The organism is Micromonospora sp. SD12, assembly GCF_052068495.1.
In the GTDB taxonomy this organism is placed as follows: Bacteria; Actinomycetota; Actinomycetes; order Mycobacteriales; family Micromonosporaceae; genus Micromonospora; species Micromonospora echinofusca.
The window spans coordinates 184,313-198,855 of sequence record NZ_JBQHDF010000002.1; the positions used below are offsets into that span (position 1 = coordinate 184,313).

14 protein-coding genes, 1 tRNA gene and 1 other RNA gene are annotated in these 14,543 nt (G+C 73.9%); 3 read left to right on the forward strand and 13 right to left on the reverse strand.

The window, feature by feature from the left end:
- Positions 1-102: 102 nt before the first annotated feature.
- The 4 genes from ACTMS2_RS04635 to ACTMS2_RS04650 form a co-directional block, all read right to left on the reverse strand.
- Positions 103-1,170, reverse strand: a complete 1,068-nt coding sequence (locus ACTMS2_RS04635) for a hypothetical protein (RefSeq protein ID WP_441174268.1) — start codon at positions 1,168-1,170, stop codon at positions 103-105.
- Positions 1,171-1,247: 77 nt separating this feature from the next.
- A complete protein-coding gene (locus ACTMS2_RS04640) occupies positions 1,248-1,919 on the reverse strand; it encodes a response regulator transcription factor (protein ID WP_357661184.1) in 672 nt (223 codons plus the stop codon).
- Positions 1,916-3,160, reverse strand: a complete 1,245-nt coding sequence (locus ACTMS2_RS04645) for a sensor histidine kinase (protein ID WP_441174269.1) — start codon at positions 3,158-3,160, stop codon at positions 1,916-1,918. The genes ACTMS2_RS04640 and ACTMS2_RS04645 overlap by 4 nt, the downstream gene beginning before the upstream one ends.
- Positions 3,161-3,339: 179 nt before the next feature.
- Entirely contained in the window at positions 3,340-4,308 is a 969-nt protein-coding gene (locus ACTMS2_RS04650) for an aldo/keto reductase (RefSeq protein ID WP_363898467.1), read from the reverse strand.
- Between the two features lie 75 nt (positions 4,309-4,383).
- On the opposite strand from ACTMS2_RS04650, the gene mgrA reads away from it, so the two are divergent.
- On the forward strand, positions 4,384-5,379 hold the full coding sequence (gene mgrA, locus ACTMS2_RS04655; protein ID WP_441174270.1) for an L-glyceraldehyde 3-phosphate reductase: 996 nt from the start codon (positions 4,384-4,386) through the stop codon (positions 5,377-5,379).
- A 13-nt stretch (positions 5,380-5,392) separates the two neighbouring features.
- Here the strand turns inward: mgrA and ACTMS2_RS04660 are convergent, their stop codons facing one another.
- From ACTMS2_RS04660 to ACTMS2_RS04670, 3 genes are all read right to left on the reverse strand, one after another.
- Positions 5,393-6,334: a phytanoyl-CoA dioxygenase family protein gene (locus ACTMS2_RS04660; protein ID WP_157747210.1), complete on the reverse strand. Its 942-nt coding sequence runs from the start codon at positions 6,332-6,334 to the stop codon at positions 5,393-5,395.
- A gap of 221 nt (positions 6,335-6,555) precedes the next feature.
- Positions 6,556-6,628: transfer RNA gene (locus ACTMS2_RS04665), tRNA-Ala, on the reverse strand.
- Between the two features lie 111 nt (positions 6,629-6,739).
- Positions 6,740-7,330, reverse strand: coding sequence for a YqgE/AlgH family protein (locus tag ACTMS2_RS04670; RefSeq protein WP_089001872.1), 591 nt, complete (start codon positions 7,328-7,330; stop codon positions 6,740-6,742).
- Between the two features lie 151 nt (positions 7,331-7,481).
- Here ACTMS2_RS04670 and ACTMS2_RS04675 point away from each other — a divergent pair, with 151 nt between their 5' ends.
- Together ACTMS2_RS04675 and mdlC are read left to right on the forward strand one after the other, a co-directional pair.
- Positions 7,482-8,285 carry an S-methyl-5'-thioadenosine phosphorylase gene (locus ACTMS2_RS04675; protein WP_441174271.1) on the forward strand — a complete coding sequence of 268 codons (804 nt, stop codon included), beginning with the start codon at positions 7,482-7,484 and terminating at the stop codon, positions 8,283-8,285.
- A 57-nt stretch (positions 8,286-8,342) separates the two neighbouring features.
- Complete coding sequence (gene mdlC, locus ACTMS2_RS04680) at positions 8,343-9,938, forward strand: benzoylformate decarboxylase (protein WP_441174272.1); 1,596 nt, start codon at positions 8,343-8,345, stop codon at positions 9,936-9,938.
- 139 nt (positions 9,939-10,077) lie between these two features.
- Here the strand turns inward: mdlC and ACTMS2_RS04685 are convergent, their stop codons facing one another.
- The 6 genes from ACTMS2_RS04685 to ftsE all read right to left on the reverse strand — a co-directional run bounded on the left by ACTMS2_RS04685 (position 10,078) and on the right by ftsE (position 14,524).
- Positions 10,078-11,040 (reverse strand): hypothetical protein, encoded by a 963-nt coding sequence (locus ACTMS2_RS04685; RefSeq protein ID WP_441174273.1) that lies wholly within the window; start codon positions 11,038-11,040, stop codon positions 10,078-10,080.
- 40 nt (positions 11,041-11,080) lie between these two features.
- Positions 11,081-11,551, reverse strand: a complete 471-nt coding sequence (locus ACTMS2_RS04690; RefSeq protein ID WP_441174274.1) for a hypothetical protein — start codon at positions 11,549-11,551, stop codon at positions 11,081-11,083.
- Between the two features lie 254 nt (positions 11,552-11,805).
- Positions 11,806-12,181, reverse strand: a transfer-messenger RNA (tmRNA) gene (ssrA, locus tag ACTMS2_RS04695).
- Positions 12,182-12,287: 106 nt separating this feature from the next.
- On the reverse strand, positions 12,288-12,767 hold the full coding sequence (gene smpB / locus ACTMS2_RS04700; protein ID WP_088979560.1) for an SsrA-binding protein SmpB: 480 nt from the start codon (positions 12,765-12,767) through the stop codon (positions 12,288-12,290).
- Positions 12,768-12,902: 135 nt separating this feature from the next.
- Complete coding sequence (gene ftsX / locus ACTMS2_RS04705) at positions 12,903-13,778, reverse strand: permease-like cell division protein FtsX (RefSeq protein ID WP_441174275.1); 876 nt, start codon at positions 13,776-13,778, stop codon at positions 12,903-12,905.
- A gap of 65 nt (positions 13,779-13,843) precedes the next feature.
- Complete coding sequence (gene ftsE, locus ACTMS2_RS04710; RefSeq protein ID WP_089001878.1) at positions 13,844-14,524, reverse strand: cell division ATP-binding protein FtsE; 681 nt, start codon at positions 14,522-14,524, stop codon at positions 13,844-13,846.
- Between the last annotated feature and the right edge of the window lie 19 nt (positions 14,525-14,543).

Consider the following 14,543-nt stretch of genomic DNA (forward strand, 5'->3'; position numbering starts at 1 on the left):
CGCTCGCCCGCACGGCCCGTCGACGACACCCCCCATCCGCCACGCGTCCCGGGCCGGGCACCCCCCGTCAGGTCCCCCGGCCCGCAACCGCGTGCGGCGGCCTCAGCCGCGCCCGCAACGCCGGCAGGCGCCCCGGCGGCGCAGGTGGTACGCGTACGTGGCGGCGCCGAGCGCGACGCCCCAGAGCGGCCAGAGCAGCATCGGGGCGGTGGCCAGGCTTAGCCCGCCGGAGAAGTCCCAGAAGTCGGGGCTGGCGAGCAGGCCGAGGCTCGCCGCGGTGACCGCCACCGCGACCAGGGTCGCCGGGACGACGGCCAGCGCGACCGGCACCGGCCGCCCGGCCAGGCCCACCGTCCAGCGCGGGAACCGTTCCCCCCACCGCTGCACCAGCCCGAGGGTGAGCACCGCGCCCACCAGGGCGAAGCCGCCCAGCCCGGCACCCGCCCAGACCAGGCCCGACTCCCGCATCTCGTCGAGGAACGACCGTTCGATGCCGAGCGGGACGTCGAGCGCCCAGGCGAGCCGGGTGACCGCGTACAGGGCGGGGATGGTGGCCGCCGTCCAGGCCGCCACGCGTCCCCAGCGCGCGGCCGAGGCGGGCGAGGTCCAGCCGTGGTCGACGCCGTCGCGACCGCACGCCGGGCAGGCGCCGGCGGTGCGCCGCTGCCAACGCAGCGCCGCCCCGGCCAGCAGCACCCCGCCGACCACGGCCGCGAACCGGACGGACAGCGCCCAGGTGAACACCTCGGCGTAGTCGACCGGCGGCCAGCCGAACGGCGCGCCGACGAGCAGGATCGGGGCGTAGCCGAGGATCGTCAGCACCCCCACGTCCGGCACGACGACGGCGAGCAGGAAGGCGACGGCCCAGGCGTACGCCAGCAGCAGGGTGCGCAGCGGCCGGGCCGGGCGGCGGGCCGGCCCGGTCATGGCGAGCGCGGCCACCGCGGCGCCGAGCAGCACCACGGCGAACAGGGGTGGCCCGAGGTCGGTGGGGACCAGCCGGAGCAGGTTGGCCTCGCCGCCGCGCGGATCGTTCGCCCCGAACGGGTAGCCGGCGCCGGTGACGGCGCTGACCAGGGCGAGCAGTCCCCAGAGGCCGAGCCAGCCGGCGGCGGCCGGGGCGAGCCGGTCGAGGGCCGGTCGGTGGGTGGGAGCGGTGGTCGTCGTCATGCCTCCCAGCCTCGGCCGACGGGCCGCGCCCGCCCTCCCGTGCGGCGGTGAACCGGCTCCCCCTCGGGAGGGAAAGCTCAGCCCGACGGGGTGACGAATCCCGACTCGTACGCGGCGATCACCGCCTGGGTGCGGTCGCGTACGCCGAGCTTGGCCAGCACGTTGCCGACGTGGGTCTTCACGGTCTCCACCCCGACCACCAGGTGCGTGGCGATCTCCGGGTTGGACAGTCCCGTGGTCATCAGCCGCAGCACCTCGGCCTCCCGGTCGGTGAGCCGGGCGGACGCCAGCCGGTCGGCGCCCCGCCCCCCGTACGCCCCGGCGAGGCGGCGGATGGCGGCGGGGAAGAGCAGCGACTCGCCCCGCGCCACCACCCGGACCGCCTCCACCACCTCGGCGGGCCGGGCCCGCTTGAGCAGGAATCCGCTGGCCCCGGCGCGCAGCGCCTCGTAGACGTACTCGTCGTTGGCGAACGTGGTCACCACGAGGACCCGGGGCGGGTCGGCGGAGGTGGCGAGCAGCCGTCGCGTCGCCTGGATGCCGTCGATGCCGGGCATCCGCACGTCCATCAGCACCACCTGCGGGCGCAGCCGGGCCACCAGCGGCGGCACCTCCGCGCCGTCGGCGGCCTCGCCGAGCACCCGCAGGTCGGGTTGGGCGTCGAGGATCGCCCGCAGCCCGACCCGGATCAGCTCGTCGTCGTCGACGATCAGCACGCCCGTGCTCGGCGTCGCGGTCCCGGTCGTCATCGGCCCTCCTCGAACGGCAGCCGCACCCGGATGCGCCAGCGGTCGCCGTCCGGCCCGACGGTCAACCGGCCGCCCAACAGCAGCACCCGTTCCCGCATCCCGTCCAGGCCCCGGCCGCCCCGGCCCGGGTCCGCGCGGCGCGGCCGGCCCAGCGCGTTGTCCAGCTCCAACTCCAGCGCGTCGGCGTGCACGTCGAGGCGCAGCGCGACCGGCCCCCGGCCGTACCGGGCGGCGTTGGTCAGCCCCTCCTGGACGATCCGGTAGCCCTCCCGGGAGACCGCCGCCGGCAGGTCGGCCGGGTCGCCGGTGCGCCGGGCGTCGACCGGCAGGCCGGCCGCGCGGGTGTCGGCCACCAACCGGTCCAGGTCGGCGAGCGTACGCTGCGGCGCGGGCGCCGCCGGCCGCCCGTCGGGCTCGCGGAGCAGCCCCAGCACGTGGTCGAGGTCGTCCATGGCCCGTCGCCCCGCCTCCTCGATCGCGCCGAGCGCGCGCCGGACGAACTCCGGGTCCCGGTCCAGCAGCTCGCGGGCGGCCCCGGCCTGGAGGGTGGCGACGGTGAGGGCGTGGCCCACCGAGTCGTGCAGCTCCCGGGCCAGCCGGTTGCGTTCGGCCAGGCGCGTGGCGCGCGCCTCCAGGGCCGCGATCCGTTCCGCCGGGGCCGGGCCGAGCAGCACGGGGGCCATCGACACCGCCAGCGCGCCCAGCCCCGCCACGGCGTAGCCGAGCGTCACCAGCACCACGACGCCCGCGACGGTCAGCCAGCCGGTGTCCCGCCCGTCGAGCGGCCCGAACCGGTCGCCGCCGGTCATCCCCGTGTCGAGCCCGAACTGCTGCCCGATGAAGGCCAGCGCCATGGGCACGGCGCTGAACAGCGCGGCCACCACGAGCCCGCCGCTGATCAGGTGCAGCCCGATCCAGAGCGCCGAGCGCAGCCGGGTCTCCCGGTCGGCGGCGTGCCCGGGGGCCGGGTCCGGCAGGTCGACGCCGAGCAGGGTCCGCGCGGCGGCGATCTCCAACGCCCGGGGTCCGTCGAGGAAGACCGGGACCGCCGCGATGGTCGCCGCGACGGCGAGCAGGGACAGCACCAGCGGCCGGGGCACGTCCGAGCGGGTCAGCATCTGGGCGAAGGCCACCGCGAGCAGCACGTACGGCAGCGCGAGCACCCCGCCGAGCAGCAGGAACACGCCGCGCCGCCAGGTGCTGGCGGCCACCAGCGGGGCGACGACCGTGCGGGGCTTCACCGGCCCATTCTGTCCCGGTCCCGCCCCGGGCCGACTCCCCCACGTCGGGGAGATCGGCGGACGGGCGGGCCGCCCGGCCGCCCCGGCGCCCACCCGGCCGGGTGTGGCCCGACGCCGGTCAGCTCAGCGGCGGCCAGCTCGACGCCGTCAGTCCGGCGGCGGTGTGTCCGGCGGCGGGGTCACCGGCCGATCCGGGCCCGCAGCAGGCGGGGCGCCGCCGCGAGGCCGGTGATCGGGCGGAACTCCTTGGCCGCCCGCGCGAGCGCGGCGTGTTCGTCGTCGGCCAGGTCGATGTCGGCGGCCGCCGCGTTGCGTTCGACCTGCTCCACGCCGGACGCGCCGGGGATGGCCAGCACGTTCGGGTGGCGCAGCAGGTAGGCCAGGGCGATCTGGCTGGGGGTGGCGTCGTGGGCGTCGGCCACCTGCCGCAGGGTCTCGATCAGGGTCGCGCCGCGTTCCAGGTTCTCGGGCAGGAAGTACGGGTTGGCCCGGCGTACCGCGCCGCTCGGCGGGTTCTTCGCGTCGTAGCGGCCGGAGAGGAACCCCTGGGCGAGCGGGCTGTACGCGATGACGACGCGGCCGGCCTGCTTCGCGTACGGCAGCAGGTCGTGCTCGGGCCCACGGTCGATCATGCTGTAGCGGACCTGGTTGCTCAGCACCCGCCGGCCGAGCGCCGCCTCGGCGACCTGCCAGCGGCGCAGGCCGTAGTTGCTGACGCCGACCTCGCCGACCAGCCCGACGTCCTGCAACGCGCGCATGCCGCGCATCGTGGTGTGGTCGGCGACCAGCGGGTTGGCCTGGTGCACCTGGTAGAGGTCGAGGTGGGTGACGCCGAGCCGGGCGGCCGAGGCGACCGCCCGCTGCTGCACCACCGGGGCGACCGGCAGGATCGGGAAGATCTTGGTGGCGAGCACCACCTTCTGCCGGTCGTCGCCGAGGGCGTCGCCGAGGATCCGCTCGCTGCGGCCGAAGCCGTACAGCTCGGCGGTGTCGAAGACGGTGATCCCGAGGTCGACGGCGCGCCGGACGATGTCGGCCGCCCGGCGCTCGTACTCGGGGCCGTAGCCCCACTCCCGGGACCCGAACTGCCAGGTGCCGAGGCCGATCTTGGACAGGGGCTTCGGGGTGTCGAGCTCGACGAAACGCATGGCCCCGAAACTACCCCGGCGTCCGTTGTCCCAGGCCCGTTCGCCGCGCGTCGGCGGCCGGCGGGGCTAGGCTCGGTGACCGTGACCTACCTCGCCGCGGACCAGCGCTACGACAAGATGACCTACCGGCGCAGCGGACGCAGCGGGCTGCGGCTGCCCGCCATCTCGCTCGGGCTGTGGCACAACTTCGGCCCCGACCGGCCGTACGAGCGGCAGCGGGACATCGTGCGCCGCGCCTTCGACCTCGGCGTGACCCACTTCGACCTGGCGAACAACTACGGGCCACCGCCGGGCGCCGCCGAGGAGAGCTTCGGCCGGATGCTCGCCACCGACCTGAGGGCGTACCGGGACGAGCTGGTCGTCTCCACCAAGGCCGGGTACCTCATGTGGCCCGGCCCGTACGGCGAGTGGGGCTCGCGCAAGTACCTGGTCTCCTCGCTGGAGCAGTCGCTGCGCCGCCTCGGGCTGGACCACGTCGACATCTTCTACTCGCACCGCTTCGACCCGGACACCCCGCTGGAGGAGACGATGGGCGCCCTGGACGCCGTCGTGCGGGCCGGCAAGGCGCTCTACGTCGGCGTCTCCAACTACGACTCGGCGCAGACCGAGCGGGCCGCCGCGATCCTGCGCGACCTGGGTACGCCGCTGCTGATCAACCAGCCGTCGTACTCGATGTTCAACCGGTGGACCGAGGACGACGGCCTGCTCGACACGCTGGAGCGGGTCGGCGCGGGCTGCATCGCGTACAGCCCGCTGGCCCAGGGGCTGCTCACGGACCGCTACCTGGGCGGCATCCCCGAGGATTCCCGGGTGCGCACCAGCGTCTTCCTCAGCGAGGGCGACCTCGACGAGGCCAGGATGGCCACCATCCGGGCGCTCGGCGCGGTCGCCGAGCGGCGCGGCCAGTCGCTGGCCCAGCTCGCGCTCGCCTGGGCGCTGCGCGATGCCCGGATGACCAGCCTGATCATCGGGGCGAGCAGCGTGCCGCAGCTGGAGGCGAACATCGCCGCCCTCGACAACCTCGACCTCGGCGCCGACGAGCTGGCCGAGATCGAGCGTCACCTCGGCTGAGCCGGCGGCGTCCTCAGTAGATGTCGGCGTACGGCGACGCCCGGGAGAAGGCCCTGAGCACGTCGAGGTCGTAGCCCTCCTCGAAGTTGGTCAGCTCGGTCAGCAGGTCCTCGGGCTCGTAGCGGTAGCGGCCGGCCCAGGTCTCGAACGACTCGACCCGGGCCGGGTCGGCGGCGCTGAAGCAGCGGTAGCCGCGCGGCGAGTTCCGGATCACCTCGTCGACGGCCGGGGCGAACCGGATGTCGATGTTCCACCGGATGCGGTCCGACACGTTGGGCGTCGAGCGGTGCAGCGTCGTGTCCGTGAAGATCACCACGTCGCCGGGCTCCATCCGGGCCGTGCTGACCGGGCCGTCCCCGACGGCCTCGTCCGACGTGCCGTACTCGCCGTTCGGCAGGCGGTCGCGGGAGATCCAGCCCCGGGTGTGCGAGCCGGTGACGAACTGGAGGCAGGCGGTGTCCTCGTCGACCGGCACCAGCGGGATCCACGCCGACAGCAGCGGCCCGACCGACGGGTCCCAGCCCTTGTAGTAGTAGGCGTCCTGGTGCCAGGCGACCTGCTGGGTACGGCCGTGGGGGTCACGCGGCCGGGCGTTCCACACGCCGTGCGCGTAGACCTCGTCACCGATCAGGCTGCGCACCGGCCCGAGCAGCTCCGGGGTGCGCCACAGGTCGTACACCGGGCGTCCCACCAGGATCCGCCGCCAGGCGGCCGGCACGCGGACCTGGCTGGACTCGATCAGGCGCAGGTAGCGCTGGTCGTACGGCAGGTCGGCGAAGGTCTCGGTGACCACTCCCCGCTGCTGCCACTGCCGGGCGAGGTGGTCGACGACGCGGCTGAACGAGCCGTGCAGCGCGTCGAGCGTCGCGGTGGGGAGCACGCCCCGCAGGATCAGGTGCCCGTCGCGCCGGAACTGCTCCGACTGCTCGGCTGTCAACGCGTGGGGGTGATCCACCATCGGCTCCTTCGCGGCGCGCCACGGGATCGGCCCCACCACCGGGCGGGGAAGGGCCTCCAGTGCGGCGATCGTGGCACGGGCGCCGACGGGCGACAACGCCTCATTCGTGGGACGGAACCCCTATTCCGCTCGCCGTCGGCGGGCGGCGGTGCGGGACCACGCCGGAAAGCCGAAAGCCCTGGGGCGGGACGACTCCCGCACCAGGGCTTTCGCAAGGGTGGAGCCGAGGGGACTCGAACCCCTGACCCCCACACTGCCAGTGTGGTGCGCTACCAGCTGCGCCACGGCCCCTTGCCTCGTCCCGGTCACCCGGGCACGAGAGAACTATACACAGCGCCCGTCGCATGGTCATCTCGCGGGGGGCCACCCGTCGGCGGGCGTGGCACCCGGGCGTCCCGGCGTTCAGTTGAGCGCCACGTCCGGCGGGAAGTGCGCGACCGCCGCCATCATGCCGCCCTGACGGCGCAGCACCATCGGCCACAGGTCGTCCGGCCGGTCGACGAAGGCGTCGCCGGGCAGCGCGTCGAGGACGAACCAGGAGCCGTCCTCGATCTCCTGCTCCAACTGCCCCGTGCCCCAGCCGGAGTAGCCGGCGAAGACCCGGATGCCGGTGATGCCCTCGCGCAGCGGCCCCGGGTCGACGGAGAGGTCGAGGGTGCCGACCGCCCCGGAGACCTGGTGGAATCCCCTTAGCCGCTGCACCGGGTGCCGCATCCGGGCCAGGCAGATCGCCGAGTCGGGCTGCACGGGGCCGCCCTCGAAGAGCACCGCCGGGTCGCGGGCCAGGTCGCTCCAGTCGCCGAGCACGTCGGCGACCGGCACCTCGGTGGCCCGGTTGAGCACCACACCGAGGGCGCCGCCAGGCTCGTGCGCCACCAGCAGCACGACCGTACGGTCGAAGTTCGGATCCTTCAGCGCCGGCGTCGCGACCAGCAGCCGCCCGGTCATCGACCCCGTCGCCCGCCCGCCGATGGCCTGCCCCTCTCCCTGCATGCCGGACACCCCGTCAGACCGACCGGACCGGGACGCCCGGGGGCACCGGTGTCATCCGCGCTGTGAACGCCATGCCTGGCACCATAGCTTGCCCCCGGGGCGGTGGTTAAGGTCTGACGGTCGGTTGATCGACAGACACGAGGGAGGACCGATGGGTCCCACGGCGGAACTCGCGGTGATCGGTGGCTCGGGGCTCTACGCACTGCTCGACGGCGCGACCGAGCACGTGGTGGAGACGCCCTACGGGCCGCCGTCCGACGCCGTCACCGTCGCCGAGGTGGGCGGGCGGCGGGTGGCGTTCCTGCCTCGCCACGGCCGCGACCACCGCCACCCGCCGCACCTGATCCCGTACCGGGCCAACCTCTGGGCGCTGCGCTCGCTCGGCGTACGCCAGGTGCTCGCCCCCTGCGCCGTGGGCGGCCTGCGGCCGGAGCTCGGGCCGGGCACGTTCGTGGTGCCCGACCAGCTGATCGACCGCACCAGCGGGCGGACGCAGACCTACTACGACCGGGGCGCGGTACACGTCTCCTTCGCCGACCCGTACTGCCCGGCCGGGCGGCGTACGCTGCTGGCCGCCGCGGCCGGCCGGGACGTGCCGGCGGTCGACGGCGGGACGGTGGTGGTGGTCGAGGGCCCGCGCTTCTCCACCCGGGCCGAGTCGCGGTGGTACGCCTCGATCGGCGGCGCGGTGGTCAACATGACCGGCCACCCGGAGGCGGTGCTCGCCCGCGAGCTGGCCCTCTGCTACTCCTCGATCGCCCTGGTCACCGACCTGGACGCGGGCGTCGAGGGCGGCGGGGCGGTGACGCAGGAGGAGGTGTTCCGGGTCTTCGGCGAGAACACGGACCGGCTGCGGGGCCTGCTGCTGGCGGCCGTCGCCGAGCTGCCGACCGAGCGGGACTGCGACTGCGGGCGCGCGCTGGACGGCATCACCCTGCCCTTCGCGCTGCCCTGAGGCGCGAGGGGGCGAAAGGCCCGGACCGCCCGAGTCATCCCGATAGATTGGGAGGCGATGGCTACGGTCCGCGACACCACGTACGACCTGCTCCGTGCCCTCGGCCTGACCACCGTCTTCGGTAACCCGGGCTCCACCGAGGAGCCGTTCCTGCGGGACTTCCCCGACGACTTCCACTACGTGCACGCCCTGCACGAGGCGTCGGCCGTCGGCATGGCGGACGGCTACGCGCAGGTCACCGGCCGGCCGGCGCACGTCAACCTGCACACCGCCCCCGGCACGGGCAACGGCATGGGCAACCTGGTCACCGCGTGGCACAACCGCACCCCGCTGATCGTCACCGCCGGCCAGCAGACCCGGGAGATGCTGCTGGCCGAGCCCCGGCTGACCAGCCGGCGGGCCACCGAGCTGCCCCAGCCGTACGTCAAGTGGAGCCACGAGCCGGTGCGCGCGCAGGACGTCCCGGCGGCGCTGATGCGGGCGTACGCGACGGCCGTGCAGCCGCCCGCCGGGCCGGTCTTCCTCTCGCTGCCCCTCGACGACTGGGCGCAGCCGTCCGGCCCGCCGCCGGCGGTGCGGACGGTGGCCACCCGGTTCGCCCCCGACCCGCACCGGCTGCGCGAGTTCGCCGACGTGCTGGCCGCCAGCCGCGCGCCCGTGCTGGTGCTCGGCGCGGCCGTCGACCGGGCCGACGGCTGGCCCGCCGCCGTGGCGCTGGCGGAGCGGCTGGCCGCACCGGTCTGGTCGGCACCCGCCCCGGAGCGGGCCGCCTTCCCCGAGGACCACCCGTTCTTCCGGGGCGTGCTCCCCTTCGCGATCGGGCCGCTGTCGCAGGCCCTGGACGGGCACGACACCGTGCTGGTGGTGGGGGCGCCGGTGTTCCGCTACTACCCGCACGTGCCGGGCGAGCACCTGCCCGCCGGGGCACGCCTGCTGCACGTCACCGACGACCCTGACGAGGCGGCCCGGGCCCCCGTGGGCGACAGCCTGCTCGGCGACGCCGGGCTGGCCCTGGCCGCCCTGGTCGACCTGCTCCCGGCGGCGGACCGGCCGGCGCCGCCGGCGCGCCCCGACCCGCCGCCGCCGGCCGATGGGCTGCCGCTGGAACCGGACGCCCTCTTCGCGGCCCTGGCCCGGCACTGGCCGGCCGACGGGATCCTGGTCCAGGAGTCGCCGTCCAACCTGCCGGCGCTACGCCGCCGGCTGCGCGCCACCCGCCCCGGGTCGTACTTCACGATGGCCAGCGGCGGCCTCGGGTACGGCCTGCCGGCGGCGGTCGGCGTCGCGCTCGCCCAGCGCGACACCGGACGGGGACGGCCGGTGGTGGCGGTCATCGGGGACGGGTCGTTCCACTACTCGGTGCAGGCGCTCTGGACGGCCGCGCGGCTGCGCCTGCCGCTGGTCGTCGTGGTGCCGGTCAATCAGCAGTACGCCATCCTGAAGGCCTTCGCCGCGTTCAAGGACACGCCCGGGGTGCCCGGGCTGGACCTGCCCGGGCTGGACCTCACCGCCATCGCCCGCGGCTACGGCTGCGCCGCCACCGTCGCGCAGACCCCGGAGCAGCTCGGCGAGGCCCTGGCCGCCGGGCTGCACGCGGACGGCCCGACGGTGCTGCCGGTGCCGGTCAGCACCGAGGTGCCCCGCCTCCTGTGAGCCGCCCGGTCCGCGCCGGGCGGCCCGCTCCGTCAACTCCCAGCGCGGCGCCGATCTCGCCGGCCCGGGACGGTGGCGTGACTGCCCTGTGCCGGCGGCTGCGCGAGCGCGGGGGTCCGGCCAGGACCGGCACCCGGCGTCAGCTCGACGCGAGGCGCAGCGGCGCGCCGGTGAGCACGTCGAGGACCGGCCGGCCACCCAGCGGCGCCTTCAGCATGGCGGTGACCGGTTCGAGCTTCAGCATCGAGTTGCACACACCGGTGGCGGTGACCACGCTGCCGCCCACCACCACGACGTCGTCGCGCTCCTGCACCAGCGGCGTGATCCCGGTGTCGCAGCTACCCACGCCGAGCCGCCAGGTCAGCTCGGCGCCGTCGACGGACTGGACGTCCTGGGCGCCGACCACGCCCTGCGGGGCCGGGCCGGCCGGCGGGGCGGGCTCGGGCGGTGCGCTGACGGCCTGCGGCGCCACGGCGAGCCGGGCGACCGGCGCGGCAAGTTCCTCGACGGTGAACAGCCACGCCGGCACCTGCGCCTCGCCCCGGCTGGTGCGCACGGGCGCGGTGCCCAGCTTCACGGCGGTGACCGTGAGCGGAACGCAGGCGGTCTGCGGGGCGCTGCTCACCGGGCCGTCGGGGCCCGGCTCGATGGTGGGACCACCGCCGGGGAGCTTCGGCCCGGGGTCCCGGGGACGGCCGTCGCACGGCGGCGGGTCGCCCTGGTCGAGCTGCCCGTACGCGGTGGCGGCGCTGACCAGCGGGACGCTCAACGTGCCGTCCGGGAACCGGATGGCGCCGTCGGCGGGCTTCGCGGTCGGCAGGTCGATCTGGTCGCGGTACCAGCCGCTGCGGAAGGCGACCCTGGTCTCCTCGGTGAAGCCCGGGTCGCCGACGAGCACCGTCGGGTCCTGCAACGGCACGTAACCGGACTTCCACGCGGGGAGCGGTCGCCACGCGTCGGCCACCTCGGTGGCCCGCTGGGCGAAGGCGTCCCGGCGCGGGTCGGCGGCGGGCGCGTCGACAGCGGGGTCGGAGCCGGCCGGCGCGCACCCGGCGACGATCATCAACAGTGGAAGGCCCAGCAGGGCGGCGGTACGGCGCATGTCGGTTGGACGCCGGCATTCGCACGCCGGTTCCCCGCGATCAGGTCTCTCCGCCGAGATCCGTCTCGTACGCCTCCCAGAGCAGGTCCGCGCCGCGCTGCCGGTGCCCGGCGAGGACCCGCAGCAGGTACCCGGCCCGGCCGAGCAGGTCGTCGACCGAGGCGTCCGGCGCCTCCGCCGCGTGCTGGAGGGCGGCCAGCGCGGCGGTGATCACGACGTGCTCCCGGGCCAGCAGCCGTACGCCGCGTGCCAGCCGGGGCGCCTGGCCGAGCAGCTCGGCGTACAGGCCGGCGGGCCCCTCGGTGACCCGGACGTGCTCGGTGAAGCTCCGCCGCACGGGGCCCAGCCCCACGAGGAGGCGTTCCCGCCAGCGCGGTTCGGCCGGCGCGGCGGCCAGGGCCCGGGCGAGCGGGTGCAGGTCCCCGAGCCCGGTGACGGCGGGCCGGCGCGCGGCGGGCGGCCGGAGCCCTCCGGAAAGGGTGGGCGGCTGCTGGATCGGACCGGTGACCATGGGCACCTCCCGCGTCGCGTCTGACCGCGTACAGCGATGGTGGACCCGCCGCGTCGCCCTGTCCAGGGGCCGGCCCCACCTCATCCGTCCCGCCCGCCCCACCTGTCCCCTGAGGCCCAGCAACCTCACAGCACGGGAGGGCCCGGCGGCACCACGGCCCAGGGCGGCCCGGCGGCGCCACGGCCCAGGGCGGGCGGCCGGGGCCGGACACGACGATGCGCCCCGGTCGCGTGGACCGGGGCGCATCGTCTGGGTGGTGGAGGTGCCGGGAATCGAACCCGGGTCCTTCGCCGGTTTGTCAGGGCTTCTCCGAGCGCAGCTCGCTATGCCTCTACTCGGCCCCACCGCTCACGCGAGCAAGTTGGTGTGACGGGCCCAGTCGCTGATTGATCTCGCCGCACGGACCCCGCGACCGGGTCCGATTGGCCAGCCTTCTAGCTGATGCCGGCAGACTGGGTCGAAGGCACTCCCAGGCCGACAGACTCACTACTCGCCTCAGGCGGCGAGAGCGAAGTCAGCGCGATTGTTCTTGGCGCTTATTGGTTTCCGACGACCGATTCTCGAGACGACGTCGGCTTCCTCGGCTCGCTTCCCCTGTCGCTGCGTACGAAGTCGAAACCAGTCACCCCCTCGACAGGCCGCCCATGTGGCGGCACCGACAAGCGTAACGCCTACCGCAACGGGTTTCATCCCGAGCCCCGGGGGCCGGCGAGCCGACCGGGACGAATGCGACAGATCAGTCGTCCATTCCCTTGCCACGCCGGCCGGCGACCCGGGCGATCTCCCGGTCCGCGTCCCGCTTGGCGAGGTCCTGCCGCTTGTCGTACGACTTCTTGCCCTTCGCCAGGGCGATCTCCACCTTCGCCCAGCCGTCGGAGAAGTAGACCTGCAACGGCACCATGGTCAGGCCGCCCTCGCGGGTCTTGCCGATCAGCCGGTCGATCTCCAGCCGCTTGAGCAGCAGCTTGCGGGTCCGCCGGGGCTCGTGGTTGGTCCACGTGCCCTGCGTGTATTCCGGGATGTGCATCCCGTGCAGGTAGAGCTCGCCGTTGCGCTCCTGCGCGAACGCGTCGACCAGCGACGCGCGCCCGGCCCGCAACGACTTGACCTCGGTGCCGGTCAACGCCATGCCCGCCTCGTAGGTGTCGAGGATCGCGTAGTCGTGCCGGGCCTTCTTGTTGGAGGCGACGACCTTGCGTCCCTTTTCCCGTGGCATCGGCGCCACCCCCTTTCCGGTGATCCGCGCCGGACGTCACCGGCCGCGGGGCGGAGATCATGCTACCCGAACGACAAGGACCCTCCCGCGCCGTTTATTCCTGGCGCGGGAGGGTCCTCGTCGAGCCGTACGGCGTCAGACCCGCAGGTAGAAGCGGAGCGTGACCCAGGCGGTCACCGCGCTGACCAGGGCACCGACGCCGGCCATCAGCGGGAACATGAACAGGATGTCGCCCCAGCTCACCGGCGAGAGCAGACCCTGCAACGCCTGGAGCGACCCGTCGAACAGCAGGTACTTGGCCGCGATCAGGGCCACCAGGCCGAGCAGCGAACCGATCAGACCGGCGACCACGGCCTCCAGCACGAACGGCGCCTGGATGAACCAGTTCGACGCGCCGACCAGCTTCATGACCGCGACCTCACGCCGCTTGCTGTACGCGGCCACCTGGATCGTGTTGGCGACCAGGAGCAGCGCGGCGACGGCCATCACGATGGCGGCGGCCAGGGCGATGTTCTGGATCGAGGTGAGGATGTCGAAGATCTTGTCCAGCAGCCGACTCTGGTCGACGATCTCGTCGACGCCCTCGGTGTCCTTGTACTGGTCGTAGATGCTCTTGTACTGCTCAGGATTGTTGAGCGTGAGCCGGAAGGACTCGGGCAGGCTGTCCGCCTTCACGGCGCTGAGCAGGTCCGGAGCGTCCTGGAACATCTCCTGGAAGCGCTTGTACGCCTCGTCCTTGTTGACGTAGATGCTCTCCTTGACCAGCGGGTCGCCCTCCAGCTTGGCGGCCAGCGCGTCACGCTGCTCGGGGCTCACCTCCTGGTCGAGGAAGATGGAGACCTGGATGTTCTTGTAGTACAGGTCCTTCATGTCGTCGACCTGGCGGTACATCAGACCGCTGGCGCCGAGCATGGTCAGCGAGACCGCCATCGTAATGATCATCGCGATGGTCATGGTCACGTTGCGCCACAGTCCGACCAGTACCTCGGACAGGACGTATTTCACGCGCATCGGGATTTCCTCCGGGTCTCCGGCATGAGGTGTTCGTCGTCAGGCTGCGCAGGGGTGGCGTCGGCTCAGCCGTAGACGCCGCGGGCCTGGTCGCGCACGATGCGGCCGCTCTCGATCTCGATGACCCGGCGGCGCATCTGGTTCACGATGTTGGAGTCGTGCGTGACCATCACGACGGTCGTGCCGGTGCGGTTGATCCGGTCCAGCAGGCGCATGATCTCGATCGAGGTGTCCGGGTCCAGGTTTCCGGTCGGCTCGTCCGCGAGCAGGATCAGCGGACGGTTCACGAACGCCCGGGCGACGGCGACCCGCTGCTGCTCACCACCGGAGAGCTCGTGCGGGTAGCGGTGCTCCTTGCCACCGAGCCCGACCAGCTCCAGAACCTCGGGCACGACCCGGCGGGCGACCGCCTTGGTCTTGCCGATCACCTCGAGGGCGAACGCCACGTTCTCGTACGCGGTGCGGTTCGGCAGCAGCCGGAAGTCCTGGAACACGCAGCCGATGGAACGCCGGAAGTGGGGTCGCTTCCAGGAACGCATCGACGTGACGTCCTTGCTGTTGACGACGACCCGCCCCTTGTTGGGCGAGACCTCGTGCAGCAGCAACTTGATGATGGTGGACTTGCCGGAGCCGGATGGACCGATGAAGAAGACGAACTCGCCCTTCTCGATCGAGACGGACACGTTGTCGAGCGAAGGCCGGGACGCCTTCGGGTACGTCTTCGTCACTTGCTCAAGCTGAATCACGGGTGGTGAGTCTACGCGG

Coding starts and splice junctions, on each gene's coding strand:
- ACTMS2_RS04635 (WP_441174268.1), bottom strand. CDS start 1,170: ATGACGACGACCACCGCTCCCACCCACCGACCGGCCCTCGACCGGCTC.
- ACTMS2_RS04640 (WP_357661184.1), bottom strand. CDS start 1,919: ATGACGACCGGGACCGCGACGCCGAGCACGGGCGTGCTGATCGTCGAC.
- ACTMS2_RS04650 (WP_363898467.1), bottom strand. CDS start 4,308: ATGCGTTTCGTCGAGCTCGACACCCCGAAGCCCCTGTCCAAGATCGGC.
- ACTMS2_RS04670 (WP_089001872.1), bottom strand. CDS start 7,330: ATGCAGGGAGAGGGGCAGGCCATCGGCGGGCGGGCGACGGGGTCGATG.
- ACTMS2_RS04675 (WP_441174271.1), top strand. CDS start 7,482: ATGGGTCCCACGGCGGAACTCGCGGTGATCGGTGGCTCGGGGCTCTAC.
- mdlC (WP_441174272.1), top strand. CDS start 8,343: ATGGCTACGGTCCGCGACACCACGTACGACCTGCTCCGTGCCCTCGGC.
- ACTMS2_RS04685 (WP_441174273.1), bottom strand. CDS start 11,040: ATGCGCCGTACCGCCGCCCTGCTGGGCCTTCCACTGTTGATGATCGTC.
- ACTMS2_RS04690 (WP_441174274.1), bottom strand. CDS start 11,551: ATGGTCACCGGTCCGATCCAGCAGCCGCCCACCCTTTCCGGAGGGCTC.
- smpB (WP_088979560.1), bottom strand. CDS start 12,767: ATGCCACGGGAAAAGGGACGCAAGGTCGTCGCCTCCAACAAGAAGGCC.
- ftsX (WP_441174275.1), bottom strand. CDS start 13,778: ATGCGCGTGAAATACGTCCTGTCCGAGGTACTGGTCGGACTGTGGCGC.